Annotated in this window: 24 protein-coding genes; 15 read left to right on the top strand and 9 right to left on the bottom strand. The window is 64.9% G+C overall.

Annotated elements, in window-relative coordinates:
- The first annotated feature begins 38 nt into the window (after window positions 1–38).
- The 14 genes from AR539_RS11750 to AR539_RS11685 all read left to right on the top strand — a co-directional run bounded on the left by AR539_RS11750 (window position 39) and on the right by AR539_RS11685 (window position 13,110).
- The gene (locus AR539_RS11750) at window positions 39–728 is read left to right on the top strand and encodes an RcpC/CpaB family pilus assembly protein (RefSeq protein ID WP_231728594.1); all 690 of its coding nucleotides are present in this window, start codon (window positions 39–41) and stop codon (window positions 726–728) included.
- A complete protein-coding gene (locus AR539_RS11745) occupies window positions 725–1,930 on the top strand; it encodes an AAA family ATPase (RefSeq protein ID WP_066436944.1) in 1,206 nt (401 codons plus the stop codon). Before AR539_RS11750 ends, AR539_RS11745 begins: the two co-directional genes overlap by 4 nt.
- Window positions 1,927–3,405, top strand: a complete 1,479-nt coding sequence (locus AR539_RS11740; RefSeq protein WP_066436942.1) for a CpaF family protein — start codon at window positions 1,927–1,929, stop codon at window positions 3,403–3,405. Before AR539_RS11745 ends, AR539_RS11740 begins: the two co-directional genes overlap by 4 nt.
- Before the next feature lie 2 nt (window positions 3,406–3,407).
- Window positions 3,408–4,358 (top strand): type II secretion system F family protein, encoded by a 951-nt coding sequence (locus tag AR539_RS11735; protein ID WP_066436940.1) that lies wholly within the window; start codon window positions 3,408–3,410, stop codon window positions 4,356–4,358.
- Window positions 4,359–4,371: 13 nt separating this feature from the next.
- Window positions 4,372–5,253, top strand: a complete 882-nt coding sequence (locus AR539_RS11730; RefSeq protein WP_066436938.1) for a type II secretion system F family protein — start codon at window positions 4,372–4,374, stop codon at window positions 5,251–5,253.
- A gap of 258 nt (window positions 5,254–5,511) precedes the next feature.
- Complete coding sequence (locus tag AR539_RS11725; protein WP_066436935.1) at window positions 5,512–5,751, top strand: Flp family type IVb pilin; 240 nt, start codon at window positions 5,512–5,514, stop codon at window positions 5,749–5,751.
- A gap of 96 nt (window positions 5,752–5,847) precedes the next feature.
- On the top strand, window positions 5,848–6,222 hold the full coding sequence (locus tag AR539_RS11720) for a TadE family protein (protein ID WP_066436931.1): 375 nt from the start codon (window positions 5,848–5,850) through the stop codon (window positions 6,220–6,222).
- The gene (locus tag AR539_RS11715) at window positions 6,210–7,247 is read left to right on the top strand and encodes a Tad domain-containing protein (protein ID WP_066436928.1); all 1,038 of its coding nucleotides are present in this window, start codon (window positions 6,210–6,212) and stop codon (window positions 7,245–7,247) included. Before AR539_RS11720 ends, AR539_RS11715 begins: the two co-directional genes overlap by 13 nt.
- 161 nt (window positions 7,248–7,408) lie before the next feature.
- Window positions 7,409–8,059, top strand: coding sequence for a Flp pilus assembly protein CpaB (gene cpaB, locus AR539_RS11710; RefSeq protein WP_331457488.1), 651 nt, complete (start codon window positions 7,409–7,411; stop codon window positions 8,057–8,059).
- The gene (locus AR539_RS11705) at window positions 8,056–9,246 is read left to right on the top strand and encodes an AAA family ATPase (protein ID WP_066436923.1); all 1,191 of its coding nucleotides are present in this window, start codon (window positions 8,056–8,058) and stop codon (window positions 9,244–9,246) included. The genes cpaB and AR539_RS11705 overlap by 4 nt, the downstream gene beginning before the upstream one ends.
- Window positions 9,247–10,740 (top strand): CpaF family protein, encoded by a 1,494-nt coding sequence (locus tag AR539_RS11700; RefSeq protein WP_066436920.1) that lies wholly within the window; start codon window positions 9,247–9,249, stop codon window positions 10,738–10,740.
- 6 nt (window positions 10,741–10,746) lie between these two features.
- Window positions 10,747–11,682: a type II secretion system F family protein gene (locus AR539_RS11695; RefSeq protein ID WP_066436917.1), complete on the top strand. Its 936-nt coding sequence runs from the start codon at window positions 10,747–10,749 to the stop codon at window positions 11,680–11,682.
- A gap of 6 nt (window positions 11,683–11,688) precedes the next feature.
- Window positions 11,689–12,573 (top strand): type II secretion system F family protein, encoded by an 885-nt coding sequence (locus tag AR539_RS11690; protein ID WP_066436914.1) that lies wholly within the window; start codon window positions 11,689–11,691, stop codon window positions 12,571–12,573.
- An 87-nt stretch (window positions 12,574–12,660) separates the two neighbouring features.
- Window positions 12,661–13,110 (top strand): Hpt domain-containing protein, encoded by a 450-nt coding sequence (locus tag AR539_RS11685; protein ID WP_157361004.1) that lies wholly within the window; start codon window positions 12,661–12,663, stop codon window positions 13,108–13,110.
- On the opposite strand, the gene AR539_RS11680 is transcribed toward AR539_RS11685, so the two are convergent.
- Entirely contained in the window at window positions 13,107–13,865 is a 759-nt protein-coding gene (locus AR539_RS11680) for a response regulator transcription factor (protein ID WP_066439909.1), read from the bottom strand. The two genes, AR539_RS11685 and AR539_RS11680, sit on opposite strands and share 4 nt — an antisense overlap.
- 212 nt (window positions 13,866–14,077) lie before the next feature.
- Here AR539_RS11680 and AR539_RS11675 point away from each other — a divergent pair, with 212 nt between their 5' ends.
- Complete coding sequence (locus AR539_RS11675; RefSeq protein WP_231728592.1) at window positions 14,078–15,082, top strand: sensor histidine kinase; 1,005 nt, start codon at window positions 14,078–14,080, stop codon at window positions 15,080–15,082.
- Between the two features lie 61 nt (window positions 15,083–15,143).
- On the opposite strand, the gene AR539_RS11670 is transcribed toward AR539_RS11675, so the two are convergent.
- The 8 genes from AR539_RS11670 to AR539_RS11635 all read right to left on the bottom strand — a co-directional run bounded on the left by AR539_RS11670 (window position 15,144) and on the right by AR539_RS11635 (window position 20,481).
- Entirely contained in the window at window positions 15,144–16,034 is an 891-nt protein-coding gene (locus AR539_RS11670) for a tRNA pseudouridine synthase A (RefSeq protein WP_066436911.1), read from the bottom strand.
- 31 nt (window positions 16,035–16,065) lie between these two features.
- Window positions 16,066–16,641: a 50S ribosomal protein L17 gene (gene rplQ / locus AR539_RS11665; RefSeq protein ID WP_066436908.1), complete on the bottom strand. Its 576-nt coding sequence runs from the start codon at window positions 16,639–16,641 to the stop codon at window positions 16,066–16,068.
- A 76-nt stretch (window positions 16,642–16,717) separates the two neighbouring features.
- Window positions 16,718–17,728: a DNA-directed RNA polymerase subunit alpha gene (locus AR539_RS11660; protein WP_024366109.1), complete on the bottom strand. Its 1,011-nt coding sequence runs from the start codon at window positions 17,726–17,728 to the stop codon at window positions 16,718–16,720.
- A gap of 132 nt (window positions 17,729–17,860) precedes the next feature.
- Complete coding sequence (gene rpsK, locus AR539_RS11655) at window positions 17,861–18,262, bottom strand: 30S ribosomal protein S11 (RefSeq protein WP_066436904.1); 402 nt, start codon at window positions 18,260–18,262, stop codon at window positions 17,861–17,863.
- Window positions 18,263–18,301: 39 nt separating this feature from the next.
- The gene (gene rpsM / locus AR539_RS11650) at window positions 18,302–18,676 is read right to left on the bottom strand and encodes a 30S ribosomal protein S13 (RefSeq protein ID WP_024366110.1); all 375 of its coding nucleotides are present in this window, start codon (window positions 18,674–18,676) and stop codon (window positions 18,302–18,304) included.
- A gap of 182 nt (window positions 18,677–18,858) precedes the next feature.
- Window positions 18,859–18,972, bottom strand: coding sequence for a 50S ribosomal protein L36 (gene rpmJ, locus AR539_RS11645; protein WP_009358722.1), 114 nt, complete (start codon window positions 18,970–18,972; stop codon window positions 18,859–18,861).
- Between the two features lie 68 nt (window positions 18,973–19,040).
- On the bottom strand, window positions 19,041–19,262 hold the full coding sequence (infA, locus tag AR539_RS11640; protein ID WP_009358723.1) for a translation initiation factor IF-1: 222 nt from the start codon (window positions 19,260–19,262) through the stop codon (window positions 19,041–19,043).
- 178 nt (window positions 19,263–19,440) lie between these two features.
- A complete protein-coding gene (locus tag AR539_RS11635) occupies window positions 19,441–20,481 on the bottom strand; it encodes a P1 family peptidase (RefSeq protein ID WP_066439908.1) in 1,041 nt (346 codons plus the stop codon).
- Window positions 20,482–20,668 lie beyond the last annotated feature (187 nt).

Genomic DNA, 20,668 nt, shown 5'->3' with positions numbered 1-20,668 from the left:
TGCTAGTTTCCTATGTGCAAAATGCGGATAAACGCGCAATGGCCGGAACCGAAACGGAAACTATTTACGTGGTCCAAAAGGCCATACCGGCCGGAGCCAGCGTTGACGAGATCGCGGCAGCTGTCACCAAGAAGTCGGTACCCAAGGTGGCACTGGCCGAACAGACAGTTACCGACCTGGCGGAGCTGGGATCGAAGGTGGCGGCCGTAGCGCTGGTACCTGGCGAACAGCTGCTGTCCACCCGGATGATCGAAGAGAAGTCCTTCCTCGGACCGTCGCGGATCCAGGTCCCCGCCGGGCTCCAGGAACTGACTCTCAAATTGCCAATCGAACGCGTCGCGGGCGGAAAGGTGACGGCCGGTGACACGGTGGGCATCTTCCTGTCACTCGATCAGGCCACCGGTACGGAAGGCGAGGCTGGAACCAAATCGAGCAAGACGCAGCTGAGCTTCCACAAGGTCCTTGTCACCGCAGCGCAGTTCAGCAACGGAACGGCGGCCCAGACTGGAGACGCCGGCGCCGCGTCGGGCACCAGCCAGGTGTCGTCCACGTCCGCCACCAAGACCCAAACGGACGAGACGTACCTCATCACCATCGCCAGGAATTCGGCCGACGCGGAGCGGATCGTTTTCGCCGCGGAGTTCGGCAAGGTCTACCTGTCCAAGGAACCAGGCGACGCCCTCGAAGAGGGAGCGTCCTACGTTGACTCATCGAGGTTGTTCCGATGAGCCGCTACGTACTTATCACGCCCAACAGCGACTTTGAACGGCTGGTCCGCATTGCTGTCGCTGGCATGCACGGCTCTCTGCAGGTGTTCCAGAAGGACCACCTTCCCGAGGGGCCAGGCGACGTCCTCCGCCAAATGGTGGGAGAGCCACCCGAGGTCCTGATTCTGGGTCCTGGAATCTCCGTTGACGGTTCGTTGAAACTCGCGTCGATAGTAGACCTTCAGTATCCGGAGATCAGCGTGATCCTGGCCGCACCGTCCACCCCCGACACTGTGCTGCAGGCGATGCGTGCCGGCGTCCGGGACCTCTTGGACCCCGGAGCCGACCCCGACACCATCCGCGTCATGCTGGAACGGGCAAGCCTCGCGGCGGCCGGTCGCAGACGGGGCCTGGCACCACAAGCTTCGGAACACGTGGACCACGGCGACGGCGGACGAATCATCGCCGTGATGTCGCCCAAGGGCGGCGTTGGCAAGACAACGGTGGCCACCAACCTAGCAGTCGGACTCGGCAAGACGGCTCCGATGAGCGTGGTCATTGTCGACCTCGATCTGCAGTTCGGTGACGTCGCCAGCGGGCTGCTGCTGGAGCCAGAGTTCACCATCACGGATGCCGTGCTGGGTGCTGCCAGCCAGGACTCGATGGTCCTCAAGACCTACTTGACGGTCCATCCGTCCGGCATTTACGCCTTATGCGCGCCGCGCTCCCCCGTAGAGATGGACCGGATCACCGCCGCGCACGTCTCCCATCTGCTGGAGCAGCTCCGGCAAGAGTTCCGCTACGTCGTGGTGGACACTGCCCCGGGCCTCGGGGAACACGTCCTTGCCACCCTTGAACAGGCCACAGACGCTGTTTGGATCTGCGGCATGGACGTTCCCAGCATCAGGGGCATGCGGACGGGCTTCCAAATCCTCGAGGAGCTGGCACTCGTTCCGGAGCGCCGCCACATCGTGCTGAACATGGCCGACCGTCGCGCCGGACTGAGTTTGAAGGACGTGGAAGCCACTATTGGGGCTCCTGTGGATGTGGTGTTGCCGCGCTCAAAGAGCCTCCCGTTCTCTACCAATAAGGGCGTGCCCGTGCTCCAGGACGGCAACCGGGACTCCGCCGGCAAAGGCCTTCGCCAGCTCGTGGAACGCTTCAAGCCCGATTGGGAAGCCAGACCGCACAAGCAACTGCACAGAAGGGCGGTATTCCAGTGAGCCTCTCAGACCGGTTTCAGCAAATGCGTGGAGGGGTCCAGCCCGCTCCCGTCCCGGAACGTGCTCCGGCAGAATCTGACGTCGCACCGACCGCGGCGGCCCCGGCCACACTCGGCCGGATCCTGGAAGCCAAGACGGCGGCCGAACTTCAGACCGATGCCGTCGAGGTCCAGCAAACGGCGTCCGTCGCCAGCGAAGCACTCAACGCGCTCAAGGAACGCGCCAGCCAGGCGCTTTTTGAGCGGCTTGGCGGCCGGATCACCGACTCGTCGGTTGAAGAGGCGGAACTCCATCAGTCCGTCAAGGACGAATTGAAGGCGGTTCTCGAGGAGGAACAGATCCCCCTCACTGCCATGGAGAGGCAACGCCTCATCCGCGAAATCACCGACGACGTCCTGGGACACGGACCGATCCAGCGGTTCCTGGACGACCCCGCCGTCACGGAGGTCATGGTCAACCGTTTTGACCAGATCTACGTCGAGCGTGCCGGGCAACTCCACCGGACGGACACGAAGTTCACCTCGGACGACGCGCTGCGCCGGGTCATCGAACGGATTGTGTCCCGCATCGGACGGCGCATCGACGAGTCCTCACCCCTCGTCGACGCCCGTCTCGCCGACGGCTCCCGCGTCAACGCCATCATTCCGCCCCTCGCGGTGAATGGCCCCGCCTTGACCATCCGAAAGTTTGGCCGGGATCCATTGACGGTGCAAAACCTGATCAGCATGGGCAGCCTCTCCCCGGAGATGGCTGAGCTCCTCCAGGCCTGCGTGCTGGCGAGGATGAACATCATCGTTTCGGGCGGAACCGGCACGGGAAAGACAACCCTCCTGAACGTGCTGTCCTCGTTCATTCCCGCGGCCGACCGGATCGTCACCATCGAGGACGCCGTGGAACTCCAGCTCCAGCAGGACCATGTGGTCCGGTTGGAGAGCCGGCCGCAGAACATTGAGGGCAAAGGCGAGGTCTCCATCCGCGATCTCGTGCGCAACTCTCTGCGCATGCGGCCGGACAGGATCGTCGTCGGCGAGGTCCGCGGCGGCGAGTGCCTGGACATGCTGCAGGCCATGAACACCGGCCACGACGGCTCCATCTCCACCGTGCACGCAAACTCGCCCCGCGACGCCATCGCCAGGCTTGAAACCCTCGTGCTGATGGCCGGCATGGACCTGCCGCTGAGGGCGATCCGCGAGCAGGTCGCCTCGGCGGTTAACCTCATCGTGCACATCTCCCGGCTCCGCGACGGCACCCGCCGGGTCACCCACATCACCGAAGTCCAAGGCATGGAGGGCGACATCGTCACCCTCCAGGATGCCTTCGTCTTCGACTATTCGGCAGGACTAGACGAGAACGGGCGCTTCCTCGGGAAACCTGTTCCTACCGGAGTACGACCCCGATTTACGGACCGATTCGTCGAGCTCGGGATACCAATTTCGCCGGCAGTGTTCGGCGCGCAGCCGGTCAGGGGGCGGTAGCCATGCTTCCGGAACTCTCGCCCCTGGCCTTCGTCGCCGGCCTTTTGCTGGTCTACGCCGCACTCGCAATCGCTGTCTCCGTCGTCTTTAAGTCCCGGCAGGTGGAACTCTCCCGCCGCCGACCAGACGACGTCGAATTGCAGTCCTCCAACCTCACCAGACTCACGGACAACGCGGTCCAGACCCTGAACAAAGGTGTTCGCCGCAGTGGCTCCGGGCTGCTCAGCAGGGAGAAGCTCGAGGCGGCCGGCCTCAAGAAGCAGCCTGGGGACTACCTGCTGATCGGCGGGGCCGTAATCTTCGTCGGCGTCGTTCTGGGCTTCCTGCTGGGGGGTCCGGGCATGGCGGTGATGATGCTGGTTGTCACTCCGGTTGGCCTCCTTCTGTTCCTGGGTCTGTTGGTGTCCAGGCGCCGGAAGAAGTTCGACGAGCAGGTGCCCGACACGCTGCAAATGCTCGCCGGCGGCCTGCGCGCCGGGCACAGCCTCCTGCGGTCGGTTGACGCCGCCGCCCAGGAAAACGAGGCGCCAATGACGGAGGAACTGAACCGCGTCGTCAACGAGACCCGGATCGGTCGGGACCTCGGCGAATCACTGAACGACGTGGCTCGCCGGACTGCCAACGAGGATTTTGGGGCCATTGCGCGCGCCATTGAAATCCACCGGGAAGTCGGCGGCGACCTGGCCCAGGTGCTCGACCACGTGGGCGAGACCATCCGGGACCGGAACCAAATCCGGGGCCAGATCAGGGCGCTCAGCGCGGAGGGAAAGATGTCGGCGGTGGTGCTCATGGCACTGCCCGTCGTGATGTTCACGATGCTGACCATGTTCAACCCTCTGTACCAGCAGGTCTTCCTCTCCACGCTACCGGGCTACCTGATGTTAGCTGCGGCCTTGGTGTTCCTCGCCGGAGGCGGATTCTGGCTCAGCCGCATCATCAAGCCGAAGTTCTGAGAAGGAGAGAACAATGCAAATCATTGCGTACGCCGCAATCCTGGCGGTCATTCTTCCCATCTCGGTCATGACGTGGCTCGCCTTCACAGGAGATCGTGCAGGGCTGAGGAATATCCAGTCGAATCTGGGGCGGCGCCCCGGTTCCGGCGGGTCCGCCGTAACGGCAAATGAACAGCTTGCGGCTCTAACCAAGAAGGCAATGCCCAAGGGCTATGCAGCATGGCTGGACAAGCAGCTCGCGGGTGCGGGCCGTCCAAAGGACTGGCCTTTGGCCCGGGTGATTATGGTCAAACCCCTTCTGGCTTTGGCTGGCGCCATGGTGGGCATCTTTGTTGTCGCATCCGGACCAACGACGCCGAAGGTGCTGCTGATGGTGGGCATCACGGCGTTGGCCTACTTCGTACCGGACATCCTGATCCGGAACTACGCGCAGAAGCGACGTGATGCTATCAAGCTCGAACTCCCCAATGCCCTGGACCAGATGCTGATCTCCGTCCAGGCCGGCCTGGGCTTTGAGTCGGCCATGTCAAGGGCCGGGCAGAACGGCAAGGGGCCGTTGGCCGACGAGCTGATCCGGACCCTGCAGGATATCCAGGTGGGGCGTTCGCGCAAGGAGGCTTACCTGGCCATGGCGCAGCGGGTTGACGTCCCAGACCTGCGGTCGTTCGTCCGATCGGTAGTACAGGCGGACAGCTATGGCATTGCCATCGCGAAGGTACTCGAGTCGCAGGCGAAGGACATGCGCGTCAAGCGCCGGCAGCGGGCGGAAGAACACGCCATGAAGATGCCGGTGAAGATGCTGTTTCCGCTCATCTTCTTCATCCTTCCTACGCTTTTCATCGTGGTCCTCGGACCAACGGTGCTAAGCATCATCGACGTCTTCGCCAACAAATAACGGGCGGTCCCCCGCCCGGGAAACCGACCCCACAGACCGGACCCCTTTGGACCCCAGAGCCAAGGGGGTCCTCTGGCGACCTGGCGCAGTCACACATGGCTGAGCGCAGATTCCGCGCAGGGAACGTACAGGAAACGTGCAGTTTGGCAAGCCTTGGCACAGGATGAGTCAAGTTCGATTCGTCGGCGTGTCGCTGCTTGCTAAGTTCCTTCCAGTGCTGGTGCAGGGCCAGCCGCCCAACTCGCTCAGGAGTCACCCATGCGTTCCTTTTTCTCCAATCTCGCAAACCGCCTTCGCCGCGACCAGCGCGGCGCCACCGCCGTCGAGTACGGCATCATGGTCAGCCTCATCGCCGTCGTCATCATCGTCGCTGTCACGCTGCTCGGCGGGACTTTGAAAGAGACCTTCAACTCAGTCCAGTGCAGCGTCAAGGGCGGCGCGTACACGGCGGCGTCCACTACGGGCGGCGTAACTACTGACGGGTCCTGCTCGAAGTAGCATCCGATCGACCACCCAGGGTTGGGGAAGGCGCCAGCCTTTCCCAACCCTGTCTAGTTCAGACGCCATGCATTCGATCCGGGAAGGCGGTACCCCATGTCCAAAACTACGGAACGGGGCGCCGTCGCGGTGGAGTTCGCCCTTCTGGCGCCTGTCCTGGTGATGCTGCTGCTGGGCATCACGGAGTTCGGCCGGGCCTACAACGCCCAGGTCACACTCTCCAGCGCGGCCCGTGAGGGCGTCAGGGTCATGGCAATCAACAACAACGCCGCCGCTGCCCGCACCGCAGTGAAAGCCGCGGCCAGCGGGCTGCAGCCGGCACTGACTGATGCCAGCATCAGTCTTAACCCCACCAATTGCACCGCCGGCACCCAGATGACTCTCAAGATCACCTACAGCCTGTCCACCATGACCGGGATCGCCGGGCCTTTTGCCATGGAAGGCCGGGGGGTGATGCTGTGCGGCGGTTGAGAGAGTCGCAAGCTCCGCACGACCGCGAGCGCGGCGGTATCAGCGTCCTCGTGGCCATTCTCATGGTGGCGCTGCTGGGCTTCGCGGCCGTCGCGGTCGACGTAGGAATGCTCTATGCCGAGCGGACGCAGTTGCGCAACGGATCCGACGCCGCTGCCATCGCTGTCGCTCAGAAGTGTGCCAAGGACGTGAACGATGCCGATTGCTCGGCTTCATCGACGCTGGCCCGAGGTCTGGCAAGCAGCAACGCAGGCGACGGGATCAGCAACGTCTCGTCCCTCGCCTTGGACAAGACTGCCCGTACGGTCACAGTCACCGCCGGCGCCCAGGAGGCCGGCAAAGAACCCAACCAGGTTTCGCTGTTCTTCGCGCGCGCGCTCGGCATCAATACCGCCGAGGTAACGGCCGTATCCACGGTCACCTGGGGCAGCCCAAAGTCAGGCCCGACGGCGTTCCCCGTCGCCTTCTCGATCTGCCAGGTCAAGGGCCGCGTCGACGGCACCCTCCAACGGCTGCAGAACCACGGCAGCAACGCAAACGCGGACTGCCTGTACGGCCCGTCGGGTGCCGCCGTCGAAGGCGGATTTGGCTGGCTGACCAGCGACCCTGGGATCTGTGGGGCGTTGATCGATCTCGCTGTTTCCGAAGGCGGAAGCGATCCCGGCAACAGCGCCCCCGGCTCGTGCCAGGCAACGCTGAGCCACTGGGCGTCGGAGATTACGGCCGGCCGCGATGTTGTTGTCTTCCTGCCGGTCTTCGACAGGGTCACCGGTACCGGAGCCGGAGCCATCTACGGGCTCGTCTCGTTTGCCGCGTTCAAGGTCAAAGGCTGGAGTTTCAGTGGGGATAACAAGTTGCCGAACTCATTCCAGAACACCACGGCCTCCGTTCCGCCTTCAGTGGCCTGCGACGGGAGCTGCCGGGGATTCATCGGAAGCTTCATCAAGTACGTCTCCCTGGCCGACGGTTTCTCCTTGGGACCGGTCGACGAGAACGGCGCCACCATCGTCCGCCTCACCAAGTAACACGATTCGTCCAGCAGTTACCCGACCCGTTCAGGAGCAGTTTTTTGAAGTCACGCTTATTGGCAGGCCTGGCGGCCGTTGTGCTCGCTATCGTCGGAGCCCTCCTCGTGGTCAGCTACGCGCAGGGCGCCGACTCCAGGGCCGTCCAGGGACTAGACCCTGTGGCTGTACTCGTCGTTAAGAAGGCCGTGCCAGCCGGTACCCCGGTCGCAGCCTTGGCCGCATTCGTGGCCAGCGAGGAACTTCCTGGAAAGGCGGTAGCCACGTCAGCACTGAAGAACCTCAACGGCATGGAGGGCAAGGTCACCGCCGTCGATCTGCTCCCCGGCGAGCAGTTGGTCGAAGAACGGTTGATTGCGCCGGAGGAACTCAAGACACGAGGGTCCGTGGACGTCCCCGAGGGTCTTCAGGAAGTCTCTTTTCAGCTCGAGCCGCAGCGCGTCGTTGGCGGCCGAATCGCCCCGGGCGACCGTGTTGGAATCTTCATCAACTTGAAGGCTGGCGGCCTCGAAGCCAAACCTGACAAAGAGACAACCCAGCTGTCAATCCACAAAGTCCTGGTGACGGCTGTGCAGCGCGCGCCTGTGGCCACCCCCTCGCCGCAGCCTTCAGCGGACGGATCGGCGCCCCCGGCGGAGGACATGTCCCTCCCTACCGGCTTCCTGATGCTCACGGTGGCAGTGAACGACGTGGATGCCACAAAAATTGTCTACGCGTCCGAATTCGCCAGCCTCTGGCTGAGCAAGGAACCGCTCAACGCCACCGACAGCGGCAAACCTGGGATTATGACAAAACCGGAGGTCTACAAGTGAGCCGCTTTGTCCTCATCACCCCCAATACCGACTTCGACTCCCGCGTCCGCCAGGCCCTGGCCGGGGGACTCCCGGGCGGGCTGCAGACCTTCGCCTACGTCAACCCGTCGGACCCCGGCGAGCTGTTCGGCAACCTGAACCAGGAACGTCCCGAAGTGCTGATCCTGGGTCCGGACGTCCCGGTTGAGGACGCCCTGCGGCTTGCCACGGTCTTCGACGTGCAGCTGCCGGAGCTAAGCGTCGTCCTGGTCGGCGAACCCGACCCTGCTTTCGTCCTGCTGGCCATGCGCGCCGGGATCCGGGACATCCTCAGCCCCGACGCCGATCCGGCCCAGATCCGGATGCTGCTGGAGCGGGCCTGCCAGTCGTACGCGAGCCGGAGCAGGACCACAGCGGTCCGACCGGCTGAGGGTCCCAAAGGACTGGTCATCGGCGTCTTCTCCCCCAAGGGAGGCGTCGGCAAAACCACCATCGCGACCAACATCGCGATCGGCCTGGGCAAAGTGGCCCCCATGGGCGTCGTCATTGTCGATCTGGATCTGCAATTCGGCGACGTGGCGTCGGGGCTCTACCTGAACCCGGAGCACACCGTCACCGACGCGGTCTCCGCCGCCGCCAGCCACGACTCCCTGGTGCTCAAGGCCTTCCTGACCGTCCATCCCAGCAACATCTATGCCCTCTGCGCGCCGCGGAGCCCCGAGGAAGCGGATGACATCACACCACAACAGGTCTCCCGGCTCCTGGAGCAGCTCGCAGAGCAGTTTCAGTATGTTGTCGTGGACACCGCTCCCGGCCTGCCCGAGGTGGGCCTGGCCGCCATGGAGCAGTGCACCGACGTCGTCTGGGTCACGGCCATGGACGTCCCCAGCATCCGGGGGCTCCGCGCCGGCCTCGGGATACTCCGACGGCTCGACCTGCTGCCGGAAACCCGCCACGTGGTCCTGAACATGGCCGACGCCAAATCCGGTTTAAGCGTCCAGGACGTGGAGGCCACCATCGGCGCGCCGGTCGACGTCAGCATTCCCCGTTCCAAAGCCGTGGCGTTCTCCACCAACCGCGGCATCCCGGTCCTGCAGGACGGCCGCAAAGACCCCGCCATCAAAGGCCTCCGGCAACTGGTCGCCAGGTTCGACCCCGCATGGCGCGCCACCGCGCAGAAGAAGCTGCACCGCCGGGTGGTGGTCTAGGTGAACCTCTCCGAACGGCTCCGCAGCGCCGAAGGCACACAGTCCCCGGCCGGCACGCCCGCACCGGCTCCGGTCCAGCCGCCAGCCCGGCAGGAGACGGCGGCTGCTCCTGCATCCGGCGTCGAACCCCGCATACACGCCACCACGCTTCCACCGGCCTTTCCCCAGCCGACGGATACGCACCGCGCCAAGAACCAGCAGCCCATCGACGCCTTCGCCGCCCTTAAGCACCGCGCCGCGACCGCCCTCTTCGAGCGGATGGGAACCCGGTTCAACGATTCCGCGGTCAAGGAGGACGAGCTCCGCACCTCCGCGAGGGAGGAGCTGATCAGGATCATCGACGCCGAACAGGTCCCGCTCTCGTCCGAGGAACGGTCCCGCCTCGTACAGGACGTCGCCGATGACGTGCTCGGTTACGGCCCCCTGCAGCGACTCCTGGACGATCCCGCTGTCACCGAAATCATGGTCAACTGCATGGACCAGATTTACGTCGAGCGCAACGGCAAGCTGACCCTGACCGAGTCGCGTTTCAGCTCCGAAGACCACTTGCGGAAGGTGATCGAGCGGATCGTCTCCAAGGTGGGCCGCCGGATCGACGAGTCCTCTCCTCTGGTGGACGCGCGGCTCGAAGACGGTTCCCGCGTCAACGCGGTGATTCCCCCACTCGCTGTGGGCGGGTCCTCGCTGACCATCCGAAAGTTCAGCAAGGTGCCGCTGACGGTCAGGAACCTCATCGAGTTTGGCACCCTCACGCCGGAAATGGCCGAGCTGCTGAACGCCTGCGTGAAGGCGAAGCTAAACATCATCGTCTCCGGCGGCACCGGTACCGGTAAGACGACGCTGCTCAATGTGCTGTCGTCCTTCCTGCCCGACGACGAGCGGATCGTCACCATCGAGGACGCCGTGGAACTGCAGATCCAGCAGCGCCACGTTGTCCGGCTCGAAAGCCGTCCGCCCAACACTGAGGGCAAAGGCGAAGTAACCATCCGCGAGCTGCTGCGCAACTCACTGCGCATGCGTCCGGACCGGATCGTGGTGGGCGAGGTTCGCGGCGGTGAATCGCTGGACATGCTCCAGGCCATGAACACCGGCCACGACGGTTCCCTGTCCACGGTCCACTCAAACTCGCCCCGCGACGCCGTCGCACGCCTGGAAACCCTTGTGCTGATGGCCGGCATGGACCTGCCGCTGCGGGCCATCCGGGAGCAGATCGCCTCGGCCGTCAACTTGATTGTCCAGATCTCCCGCCTCCGCGACGGCAGCCGCCGGATCACCCACGTCACGGAGGTCCAAGGCATGGAGGGGGACATTGTCACGCTCCAGGACGCGTTCGTCTTCGACTATTCGGCCGGCGTCGACGCCCACGGCCGTTTCCTGGGCAAACCGGTACCCACCGGAATCCGCCCCCGCTTCATTGACCGGTTTGAGGACCTGGGCATTTACGTCTCCCCCGGTGTCTTTGCTGCCCCGTTGACCGCCGCAGGAAGGGTGTGACCGGGCATGACGCTGTTGCCTGTCGGAGTCGGACTGCTCTTCGTGGCGGTGCTGCTGTTCGGGTACGCGCTGCTCGCCACCGGCGGAGCCAGCGTGCCGCTGGACCGCCGTCGGCCGGCCCAGGACCGGCCCAACTCCCAGTTCACCCGGTTCGCCGGCTCAGCCGCGCACCTGGTGGACGGCTTCTTCGCGCAGCGCAAGGTCCGGCTGTTCAACCGGGAAGCGCTGGAAAACGCCGGCCTGCGGATGAGCCAAGGCGACTTCTTCGTCCTGGTGCTGGCCGGCGCGCTGGTGGGTGCGGTGGCCGGGCTGGTCGTGGCCGGTCCGCTGCTGGCCGCGCTTTTCGTCCTGGTGTCCCCACTGGCAGGGCACCTGGTGCTCGGTGTCCTGGCCAGCAAACGCCGCAACACGTTCGACCAGCAGCTCGGTGACACGCTCCAACTGCTGGCCGGCGGCCTGCGGGCCGGCCACAGCATTCTGCGGGCCATCGACGCCGCCGCCACCGAATCGCTGAGCCCGACGTCGGAAGAGATGCGCCGGGTGGTCACGGAAACCAGCCTGGGCCGGGACCTGCAATCCTCCCTCAACGACACCGCCGAGCGGATGCGGAACGAGGACTTCGTCTGGATCGCCCAGGCCATCCAGATCAACCGCGAGGTCGGCGGAAACCTGGCCGAGGTGCTGGACCAGGTCAACGAAACAATCCGCGAGCGCAGCGAGATCAAGGGCCACATCAAGTCGCTCGCCGCCGAAGGGAAGTTCTCGGCGTACATCCTGATGGCCATGCCCATCGGCATCGTGGCGATGCTGATGCTGGTCAACCCGGGCTACATGAACGTCATGTTCACGCACCCGCTGGGCTGGGGCATGATCGCCGCGTCCATCGTCCTGATGACGATCGGCGGCCTGTGGATGCGCAAGATCATCGACCTGAAGTTCTGAGGCCCCGTGAACCCCGTGGTACTGATTTCGTTGCTGTTGGTCTCCGCTCCGGTGGGTTATCTGGCGTGGTCACTGCTCTCGGTCGACCGGACCTCCCAGCAGGCCGTGCGCACCATGCTCGCGCTCGGTGCCGACACCGGCGCGCCCACGGAGCAGAAGCAGGGGAAGTCGCTGGAGCGTATCGGCTACCGGTTGACGCCCTCCGGGTACGTCCGCCGGCTCGACAGGCTCCTGTCACTCGCTGGACGGCCCGCCTCACTGCCCCTCGGACGGGTCCTGGCGGCAAAGCCGCTGCTGGGACTGCTGGGTGCCCTGCTCGGCTTTTACATCAGCTCCAGCGGCCCGACCCCGATAATCAAACTCGTGGGGATTTTCGTAGTACTGCTGGGCTACTTCATCCCGGACCTCCTGCTCTACAGCAAAGGACAGGAACGACAGAAAATCATGCAACTGGAGCTGGCCAACACTCTCGACCAAATGCTCATCTCGGTGGAGGCGGGCTTGGGATTCGAAGGGGCCATGGCCCGGGCCGGCGAGAACGGCAAAGGTCCCCTTGCCGAGGAAATCGTCCGGACGCTCCAGGACATGCAGGTGGGCCGGAGCCGCCGTGAGTCCTACTTGGCACTGTCCGAAAGAACGAACATCCCGGAACTCCGCAGCTTTGTTCAGGCTGTCGTCCAGGCAGACACCTACGGCATCGCCATCAGCCGGGTGCTGCGGATCCAGGCCAAGGTCATGCGCGTCAAGCGTCGTCAGCGGGCCGAGGAAAAGGCCATGAAGCTGCCCGTCACGATCTTGTTTCCCCTGCTGTTCTTCATCTTCCCGGTACTCTTCATCGCCATCCTTGGCCCCGCCGTCATCAACGCCATCGAGACCTTTGGCGGCCAGTAGCCCATGGCGTCCCCGGAATGCCACAAGGTTTCCGCAGGATCGCCCGGCGTGCGGGGTCCCGGCACCGGCAGGAAGTAGCGTGGTCGCATGTCCTTCCTCATCACCCCAGACGACGGCAGCGCCAACAGCGCGCTCTCCCCAACAGCCCTCCCCGGCGGGACCGGCCCGGCCGCCCCGCAAATGGTGCCGCTCGTGGACCCTGCGGCGCTCCAGGATCTCAGCGCCCAGCTGGAGAGTCCGTCAGTGGCCAAAGGGTTCGCCCGTGACTACGCCAAGCTGTGGGACCAGCGCTACAGCTGCCTGGCGTCTGCCTTGGGACGGCGTGACGAAGCGGGCTCACTGGACGCCGCGTTGAGCCTCAAGACGTCTTCGGCCATGGTAGGCGGGGTCCAGCTCGCCAGGCTCGCGGGAGAGCTGGAGGACGCCATCCGCGGCGGCGACATGGAGCGCGCCAGCTCACTCCTGGAGGATATCGCCGCGAGCGGCTCCGAAACCGTGGATGAGCTCCAGTACAGCTATATTCTCGGGGAGAACTAGTCCCGCCCGGGAGCCAGGCGGTACCCCACACCGCGGACTGTCTGAAGCCATCGGGGATGCAGGGGGTCCTCGCGGAGTTTCCGGCGGAGGTTCCCGATATGAACCTCGACGGCGCGTTCGTCGGATTCGCCGATATACGCATCCGCACGGTAATACTCGCCCCGCACCACACGGACGAGGTCGGCCTTGGAACGGACGGCACCCGCCCCCTTGAGCAGCGCGTGCAAGAGATCGAACTCGCTGCGGGTCAGGCTGGCTGGCACACCGTCGACTGTCACCGTCCGGCTGTCCGGATTGAGCGCCAGCCCGTTGTGGCGAAGGACGGGATCCTGCGGCGCCGGGGCGGCAGTAGCGCTCGGCTGAGGTGATCCGCTGTGGGGATCCAGCCGTGGCCGCCGCATCATAGCGGCCACCCTGGCCCGAAGTTCGCGCGGACGGAACGGCTTGGCCATAAAGTCGTCGGCGCCGGTGTGCAGTGCAGTCAGCGTGTCCAGTTCTTCCGTGCGGGCCGTCAACATCACCACATAGGCATCGCTGAACTGACGGACACGTCGAAGGACTTCGAAGCCGTCGATGTCGGGCAGCCCCACGTCCAAGGTGACCACGTCAGCTTCCAACCGCCGGATAACGTCCACCCCCGCCCGGCCGTCGGAGGCCGAATGGACTTCAAACCCTGCCTGGCTCAGCACCGCTTCGACAAGGTTTCGTACGTCTGCGTCATCTTCAACGACAACTGCGACCCCAAGGTCACTCATGGCCCCCCTCACATCTGGTCCTGCTCCATTCCCAACGCGGACGCGCCGGCACTGCGGACCGCGCCGACCCCCACCGGCATTGTCAGAATACCCACGTCAGTGCCAAAAAGCCGGTACCGGCGCAGTAACAGACCCCGGATATCCCGGCTCGGTGTCAAGTATGTATGACAACTGGTGTAAAACTGGAGCAGTCAGGAAGGAGCGGGGCTTCAGTGAGTGAACAGGGACTGGTCCGAAACACCGAGAGGCGCCTCAAGGTTGGGGGTCCCAGCGCCCGGATGCTCGGGTGCCGGCTTTCCGTAGCCCTTGTGCTGACGGCCGGCCTGATGGCGGCGGCCGTCAGCTGGCCGGGCCTTCACGGGAGCAGCACTGCCCGGGCTGCCGTGGCCCTCCTCGCTGCACTGCTCATCGCCCTGTCCGTCGCCCTATACCTCTCCCGCGGACGGCTGCGCCGGGAACAGCGTCAGTCCGCCGCCAGGGAAGCAGCGCTGCAGGCCATGACCGGCGAGGTTTCCGGGCTGGTCCATGCCTTAGCCGCCAAGAACGATGCCGTATCCAACGTTTCCCATGAGTTCCGCACCCCGTTGACCTCGATCATCGGCAACCTGGACCTCGTTTTGGCCGACTCTGGAGACCTTCCCCCTGCTGCTGAGAGGCGGGTCGAGGTTGCCCAGCGGAACGCCGAGCGGCTGCAGGCCCTCGTCTCGGACCTGCTGGCGTCCGCCGACACGGCCCTGGACGTCCACCCGCGCCGGACCGATCTGGCCGGACTGGTCGAAGCCAGCCTCGGCTCGGCCCAGGCCCACGCGGAGGCATCGCGGGTCACGCTCGCTATGGACGTTCCCGCCCCGCTCTGGGCGCACGCCGATCCGCTCCGGATCAGCCAGGCCCTGGACAACCTGGTCTCCAACGCCATCAAGTACTCACCCGGCGGCACGGTCCGCGTCTCAGCCGGCCACGAGGACGGCCGGGTCCTGCTGCACGTCACGGATGACGGCATGGGGATGACAGCCGACGACGCCGGCCAGGTCTTCACCCGCTTCTTCCGCAGCCCGGCCGTGCGCGAAGGGGCCATTCCCGGCGTCGGACTTGGCCTGGCCATTACCAAGGCCATTGTGGAACGGCACGGCGGCAAAATTTCCTGCCGGACGCAGCCGGGGTGCGGAAGCACGTTCACCGTGGAGCTTCCCGCCGCGGAGGCACCGCCGTCGTACTAGCCGACGGCAGCGCTGCAAACAACCGCCGGAAGGCCGCAGCCCCGGAGATCAGCTCTACCGGCTAAGCCCGGCGGGCGCGGGTCAGCTCGGCCCGGGCCAGCAGCCCCTCACCCGAGGGATAGGCCACTTCCTCCAGCACCAGCGGGTGCGGCGCGGCCAAGACGGACCGGGCATCGCGCTGGCGGGCCAGCAGCCGCTCGTACAGCCATTCCGGCGCTTCGCGGCCGGCACCCACGTACAGGGCCGAGCCCACCAGGGACCGCACCATGTTGTGGCAGAACGCGTCCGCCTGCACGGTGGCCACAATGACCCCGTCCGCTCCGCGGGCAAACTCGAAGCGCTGCAGGTCCCGGATGGTGGTGGATCCCTCCCGCGGCTTGCAGTACGAGCGGAAGTCCTGGAGCCCCAGCAGCAGATCGGCGCCGGCGTTGAGGAGCCCGGTGTCCAGCGGCTCCTTGTGCCAGAGCGTGGTGGACCGGCCCAGCGGGTCCCAGAGGGCCGGGCCGTCGGCGATCCGGTAGCTGTAACGGCGCCAGAGCGCCGAGAAGCGCGCGTCAAAACCTTCGGGGGCCACAGAGACCCGGTGGACCTGGATCGCACCGGCCAGGTCGCCCAGCCCCCGGCTGAGGGCGCCGCGGAGGCGGCGGAGCAGCGCGACGGCGGGATCCAACCCGGCACCCCGGTTCAGGCCAAACCATTCGGCCTCGGTCAGGTCCAGATGGACCACCTGGCCGCGGGCGTGGACGCCGGCGTCGGTCCGCCCCGCGACGGTCACCCGGACAGGGCGCCGAATGAGCAGCTCCAGCGCTTGCTCCAGCACCCCCTGCACCGTGCGGAGGCCAGGCTGGACGGCCCACCCGCTGAAGGGTCCGCCGTCGTACGCCAGATCAAGTCGGATACGCAGAAACCCGCCGCCCCCTTCAACGGGAGCCGCGGGTTTCTGGTGGTTCATAGACTTAAGTCTATGCGAAGGAATCAGCTGATTACTTCTCGTCCTTCTCGGACTTGGCAGCTTCCTCAGCGGCCGGAGCCTCTTCGGTTGCAGCTTCGGTCTCAGCAGCCTCAGCAGCCGGAGCCTCTTCGGTCTCTGCAGCTTCGGTCTCGGCGACCGGAGCGGCTTCAGCCTTCTCGGCATCCTTCTTGTCAGCATCGCGCTTGGCAGCGGAGGTAGCCTCGGCTACAACGGCCTGCTTGGCGGAAACCGGCTCGAGGACCAGTTCGATGACAGCCATGGGAGCGTTGTCGCCCTTGCGGTTGCCGATCTTGGTGATGCGGGTGTAGCCGCCGTCGCGGTTCTCCACTGCCTGTGCAATGTCGTTGAACAGCTCGTGGACGACGCCCTTGTTGCTGATCAGGCCGTGCACACGGCGGCGGGAAGCCAGGTCGCCACGCTTGGCGAAGGTCACCAGACGCTCGGCGTAGGGCTTCAGTCGCTTGGCCTTGGTCACCGTGGTGGTGATCCGCTTGTGCTCGAACAGTGCTGCGGACAGGTTCGCGAGCATAAGACGCTCGTGAGCCGCTCCGCCTCCGAGGCGCGGACCCTTAGCGGGGGTAGGCATAATAGTTTCTCCTCATATGGAAGCCGTTGGGCCGCGCACACCATGGTGCGTCAGCCCGCGGGCCAAGATCTGTTTGTTAGAGCTCGTCGTCGCTGAACGCGGCGTCGTCCTCTTCAATTGCTGCGGCGCGTGCTGCGAGGTCAAAACCGGGAGGCGAGTCCTTGAGGGACAGGCCCAGTTCAACCAGCTTTGCCTTGACCTCATCGATGGACTTCGCACCGAAGTTACGGATGTCCATGAGGTCAGCCTCGGAGCGGGCCACGAGTTCACCCACGGTGTGGATGCCCTCACGCTTGAGGCAGTTGTAGGAACGGACCGTGAGGTCCAGATCCTCGATCGGCAGGGCCATGTCTGCTGCCAGGGCAGCATCCGTCGGCGACGGGCCAATCTCGATACCTTCAGCTGCGGTGTTCAGCTCGCGGGCCAGACCGAACAGTTCCACCAGGGTGGTACCTGCCGAAGCAACGGCATCGCGCGGGGCGATGGCCTGCTTGGTCTCGACGTCGACAATGAGCTTGTCGAAGTCGGTGCGCTGCTCAACACGGGTAGCTTCCACGCGGAAAGTAACCTTCAGGACCGGCGAGTAGATCGAGTCGACCGGGATGCGGCCGATCTCGGAGTCGCCGGACTTGTTCTGAGCTGCCGAAACGTAGCCGCGGCCGCGCTCGATGGTCAGTTCGAGTTCGAACTTGCCCTTCGAGTTCAGCGTGGCAATGTGCAGATCCGGGTTGTGGAATTCGACGCCGGCCGGCGGAGCGATGTCCGCGGCGGTGACGACTCCCGGGCCCTGCTTGCGCAGGTAAGCAACAACCGGCTCGTCGTGCTCGGAGGAAACCGACAGGTTCTTGATGTTCAGGATGATCTCAGTGACATCTTCCTTGACACCCGGAACCGTGGTGAACTCGTGCAGCACGCCATCGATCCGGATGCTCGTGACAGAGGCACCGGGGATGGAGGAGAGCAGGGTACGGCGGAGGGAGTTTCCGAGGGTGTAACCGAAACCGGGTTCCAGCGGTTCAATGATGAAACGCGAACGGTTGTCGGAGACTACCTCTTCGGAGAGGGTGGGGCGCTGTGCAATGAGCACTTAGGTTTCCTTTCGGCGAGCATCCGCTATATGACGCAACACAGGTGGTGGAAAGATCGGTCTGAGGACTTAACGCCGCTGGGCTTGCCCGGACCGGTGAGGGTCCGGGCAAGCACCGGTGCGTGGAAAGCCTTAGACGCGGCGGCGCTTCGGCGGACGGCAGCCGTTGTGGGCGCTGGGGGTGACGTCCTGGATGGAGCCAACCTCGAGGCCAGCGGCCTGCAGCGAACGGATAGCCGTTTCGCGTCCCGAACCCGGGCCCTTGACGAATACGTCAACCTTGCGCATGCCGTGCTCCTGCGCACGCTTTGCGGCGGCTTCGGCGGCCATCTGGGCTGCGAACGGGGTGGACTTACGTGAGCCCTTGAACCCAACCTCACCGGACGAAGCCCAGGAGATGACAGCACCGCTCGGGTCCGTGATGGACACGATGGTGTTGTTAAAGGTGCTCTTGATGTGCGCCTGGCCCAGCGCGATATTCTTCTTGTCCTTCTTACGCGGCTTGCGAACCGCGCCACGAGTCTTCGGGGGCATTATTTCTCCTACAGAAAGTTATCGGGGGAAGACGCGCGTTTAGCGGGTCTTCTTCTTGCCTGCGACGGTGCGCTTCGGGCCCTTGCGGGTACGAGCGTTGGTCTTCGTGCGCTGTCCGCGTACGGGCAGGCCCTTACGGTGGCGAATACCTTCGTAGCTGCCGATTTCAACCTTGCGGCGGATATCTGCTGCTACTTCGCGGCGAAGGTCACCCTCAACCTTGTAGTTGCCTTCAATGTAGTCACGCAGCTGGACGAGCTCGGCGTCGGACAGGTCCTTGACCCGAACGTCCGCGCTGATGCCGGTGGCAGCCAGGGTTTCGTGTGCACGGGTCTTGCCCACGCCGTAGATGTAAGTAAGCGCAATTTCCAACCGCTTTTCGCGGGGAATGTCTACGCCAGCGAGACGAGCCATAGTGGCAGTGCTCCTTGAATAAACCGGAGGTCGTAGGCAGTACACCCGCACATTCCGTACGGCCCCAGCCTCCGACCGGGGGTTAGCTGTCCGGACTCGTTGATGCTCAGTGTCCCAGATCAGCTTGTGCTGCCTTTATTTACTTGCGTGGGTTAGCAACCCAGGATTTCCCAAGCGGGAAATTAGCCCTGGCGCTGCTTGTGGCGCGGGTTCTCGCAGATCACCATGACCCGGCCATTACGGCGGATCACTTTGCACTTTTCGCAGATCTGCTTGACGCTCGGCTTGACCTTCATGGCATTCCTTTGCGTGTTGCAGTTGGTCAGCTGGACCGGCCATCAGCTGTTGCCTGGCCGGCCAGTGTTTATTTGTAGCGGTAGACGATACGACCACGTGTCAGGTCGTACGGGCTCAGCTCCACCACTACCCGGTCCTCAGGGAGAATCCTGATGTAGTGCTGGCGCATCTTTCCAGAGATGTGTGCCAGAACGATGTGCTTGTTGGTCAGCTCAACGCGAAACATCGCATTGGGCAGCGCCTCAGTCACAACGCCCTCGATCTCAATGACCCCGTCCTTCTTGGCCATACCCTCCGCTAACTGTCGTTTGCCGCAGCCCTCCGGTTTGCACCGGAAATCACCGCGGACGTTTTTGATTGATTGGCTGTAGCCTCCCGGCCCACAAAAGGGCACAACAGGGCAGACAACCAACAGACAACACTACGCCATTACGGCCCGAATGTTAAATCCAGCCATCGTAGCGTACTCAGCGCCCGTACGCACCAAAATCGCCCGCGGGCGTGCTCACCGGCTCCGCGCACGCGATCCCGTCCAGGATGGCCAGGCGCACGACGTCGGCTGCCGCACTCTGCAGGGCGATCAGGCTCCCCTGCCGCGCGGCCTCGCTGCTGCGGTCCAGCGCAACTCCCCCGGTGGCGAGGCAGAAGACCGTGTCGCCGTCGGCCAGGGTGTGGCTGGGGTCCAGCGCCCGGGCCAGGCCGGCGTGGGCGGCCGACGCTGTGCGCCGGCACTCGGCCTTGTCCAGGACGGCGTTCGTGGCGACGACGACGAGGGTCGTGTTGAGGGGCGGCTGGTCCGCGCCAACTGCGTCGTCTGCGACTCCGGGCTCACCTTCCGAGCCGGCGGCCGCAACCCTCTGCGTGCTCGCTCCTTCGTCGCTTAGACGCACGCTGCCGGGTTCCGTCCGCCAGCTCGGTGTGCCGATCGGTAGTCCCAGCGCATTGACTACTGCTATTGCCCCTACAACCACCGGGCCGTCTTGGGAGATGTTCTCTAGGGTGATGGAGGCGGTGCCCAGGCCTCCTTTGTACTTTCCTCGGCCTATGAGGGCTCCGGTGCCGGCTCCCGTGTTGCCGCGTTCGACGTCGTGGCCTTCCTGGCGGGCCGCTGCGTCTGCCGCGGCGGCGTAGCCCATGGCCTCGTCTGGGCGAGCGGCGAAGTCGCCGCCGCGGCCCAGGTCGAAGATCGCGGCGGCCGGCACAATCGGGACCACGCCGCCCGTGACGGGGAAACCGCGGCCGTTCTCCTCGCACCAGCGCTGGGCCCCGTGCGCCGCGGCAAGGCCGTAGGCGCTCCCGCCGGTGAGCACCACCGCGTCCACCAGGCGGGTCAGCGTCGTCGGGTCCAGGGCGTCGGTCTCGTGCGTCCCGGGGCCGCCGCCCCGGACGTCGACGGAGCCCACGGTCCCTATGGGCGGCAGCACCACCGTCACACCGCTCAGCCACCCTCCGCCTGCCCTGCCGGCCTGGCCCACCCGCAGGCCCGGCACATCCGTAATCGCTGTCATGGCTCCATTGTGCGCCACGGCGGAAGTGCCGGGCTCCAGCGACTTGACGAATCGCGCGCCGATGTCCTCGGCCCAAACGGACGTTATGTAATACTTCATGCAACACAGAGTTAACGGGCAACGAAGCCTTGGACAACAACGCTCTACTGGGGTCTTGTGCGGGATTCTGCCCACCAGCCATGTGGTG

Source organism: Arthrobacter sp. EPSL27, from assembly GCF_001512305.1.
Lineage (GTDB): Bacteria > Actinomycetota > Actinomycetes > Actinomycetales > Micrococcaceae > Arthrobacter.
This window is presented reverse-complemented; position numbering and strand designations above follow the sequence as displayed.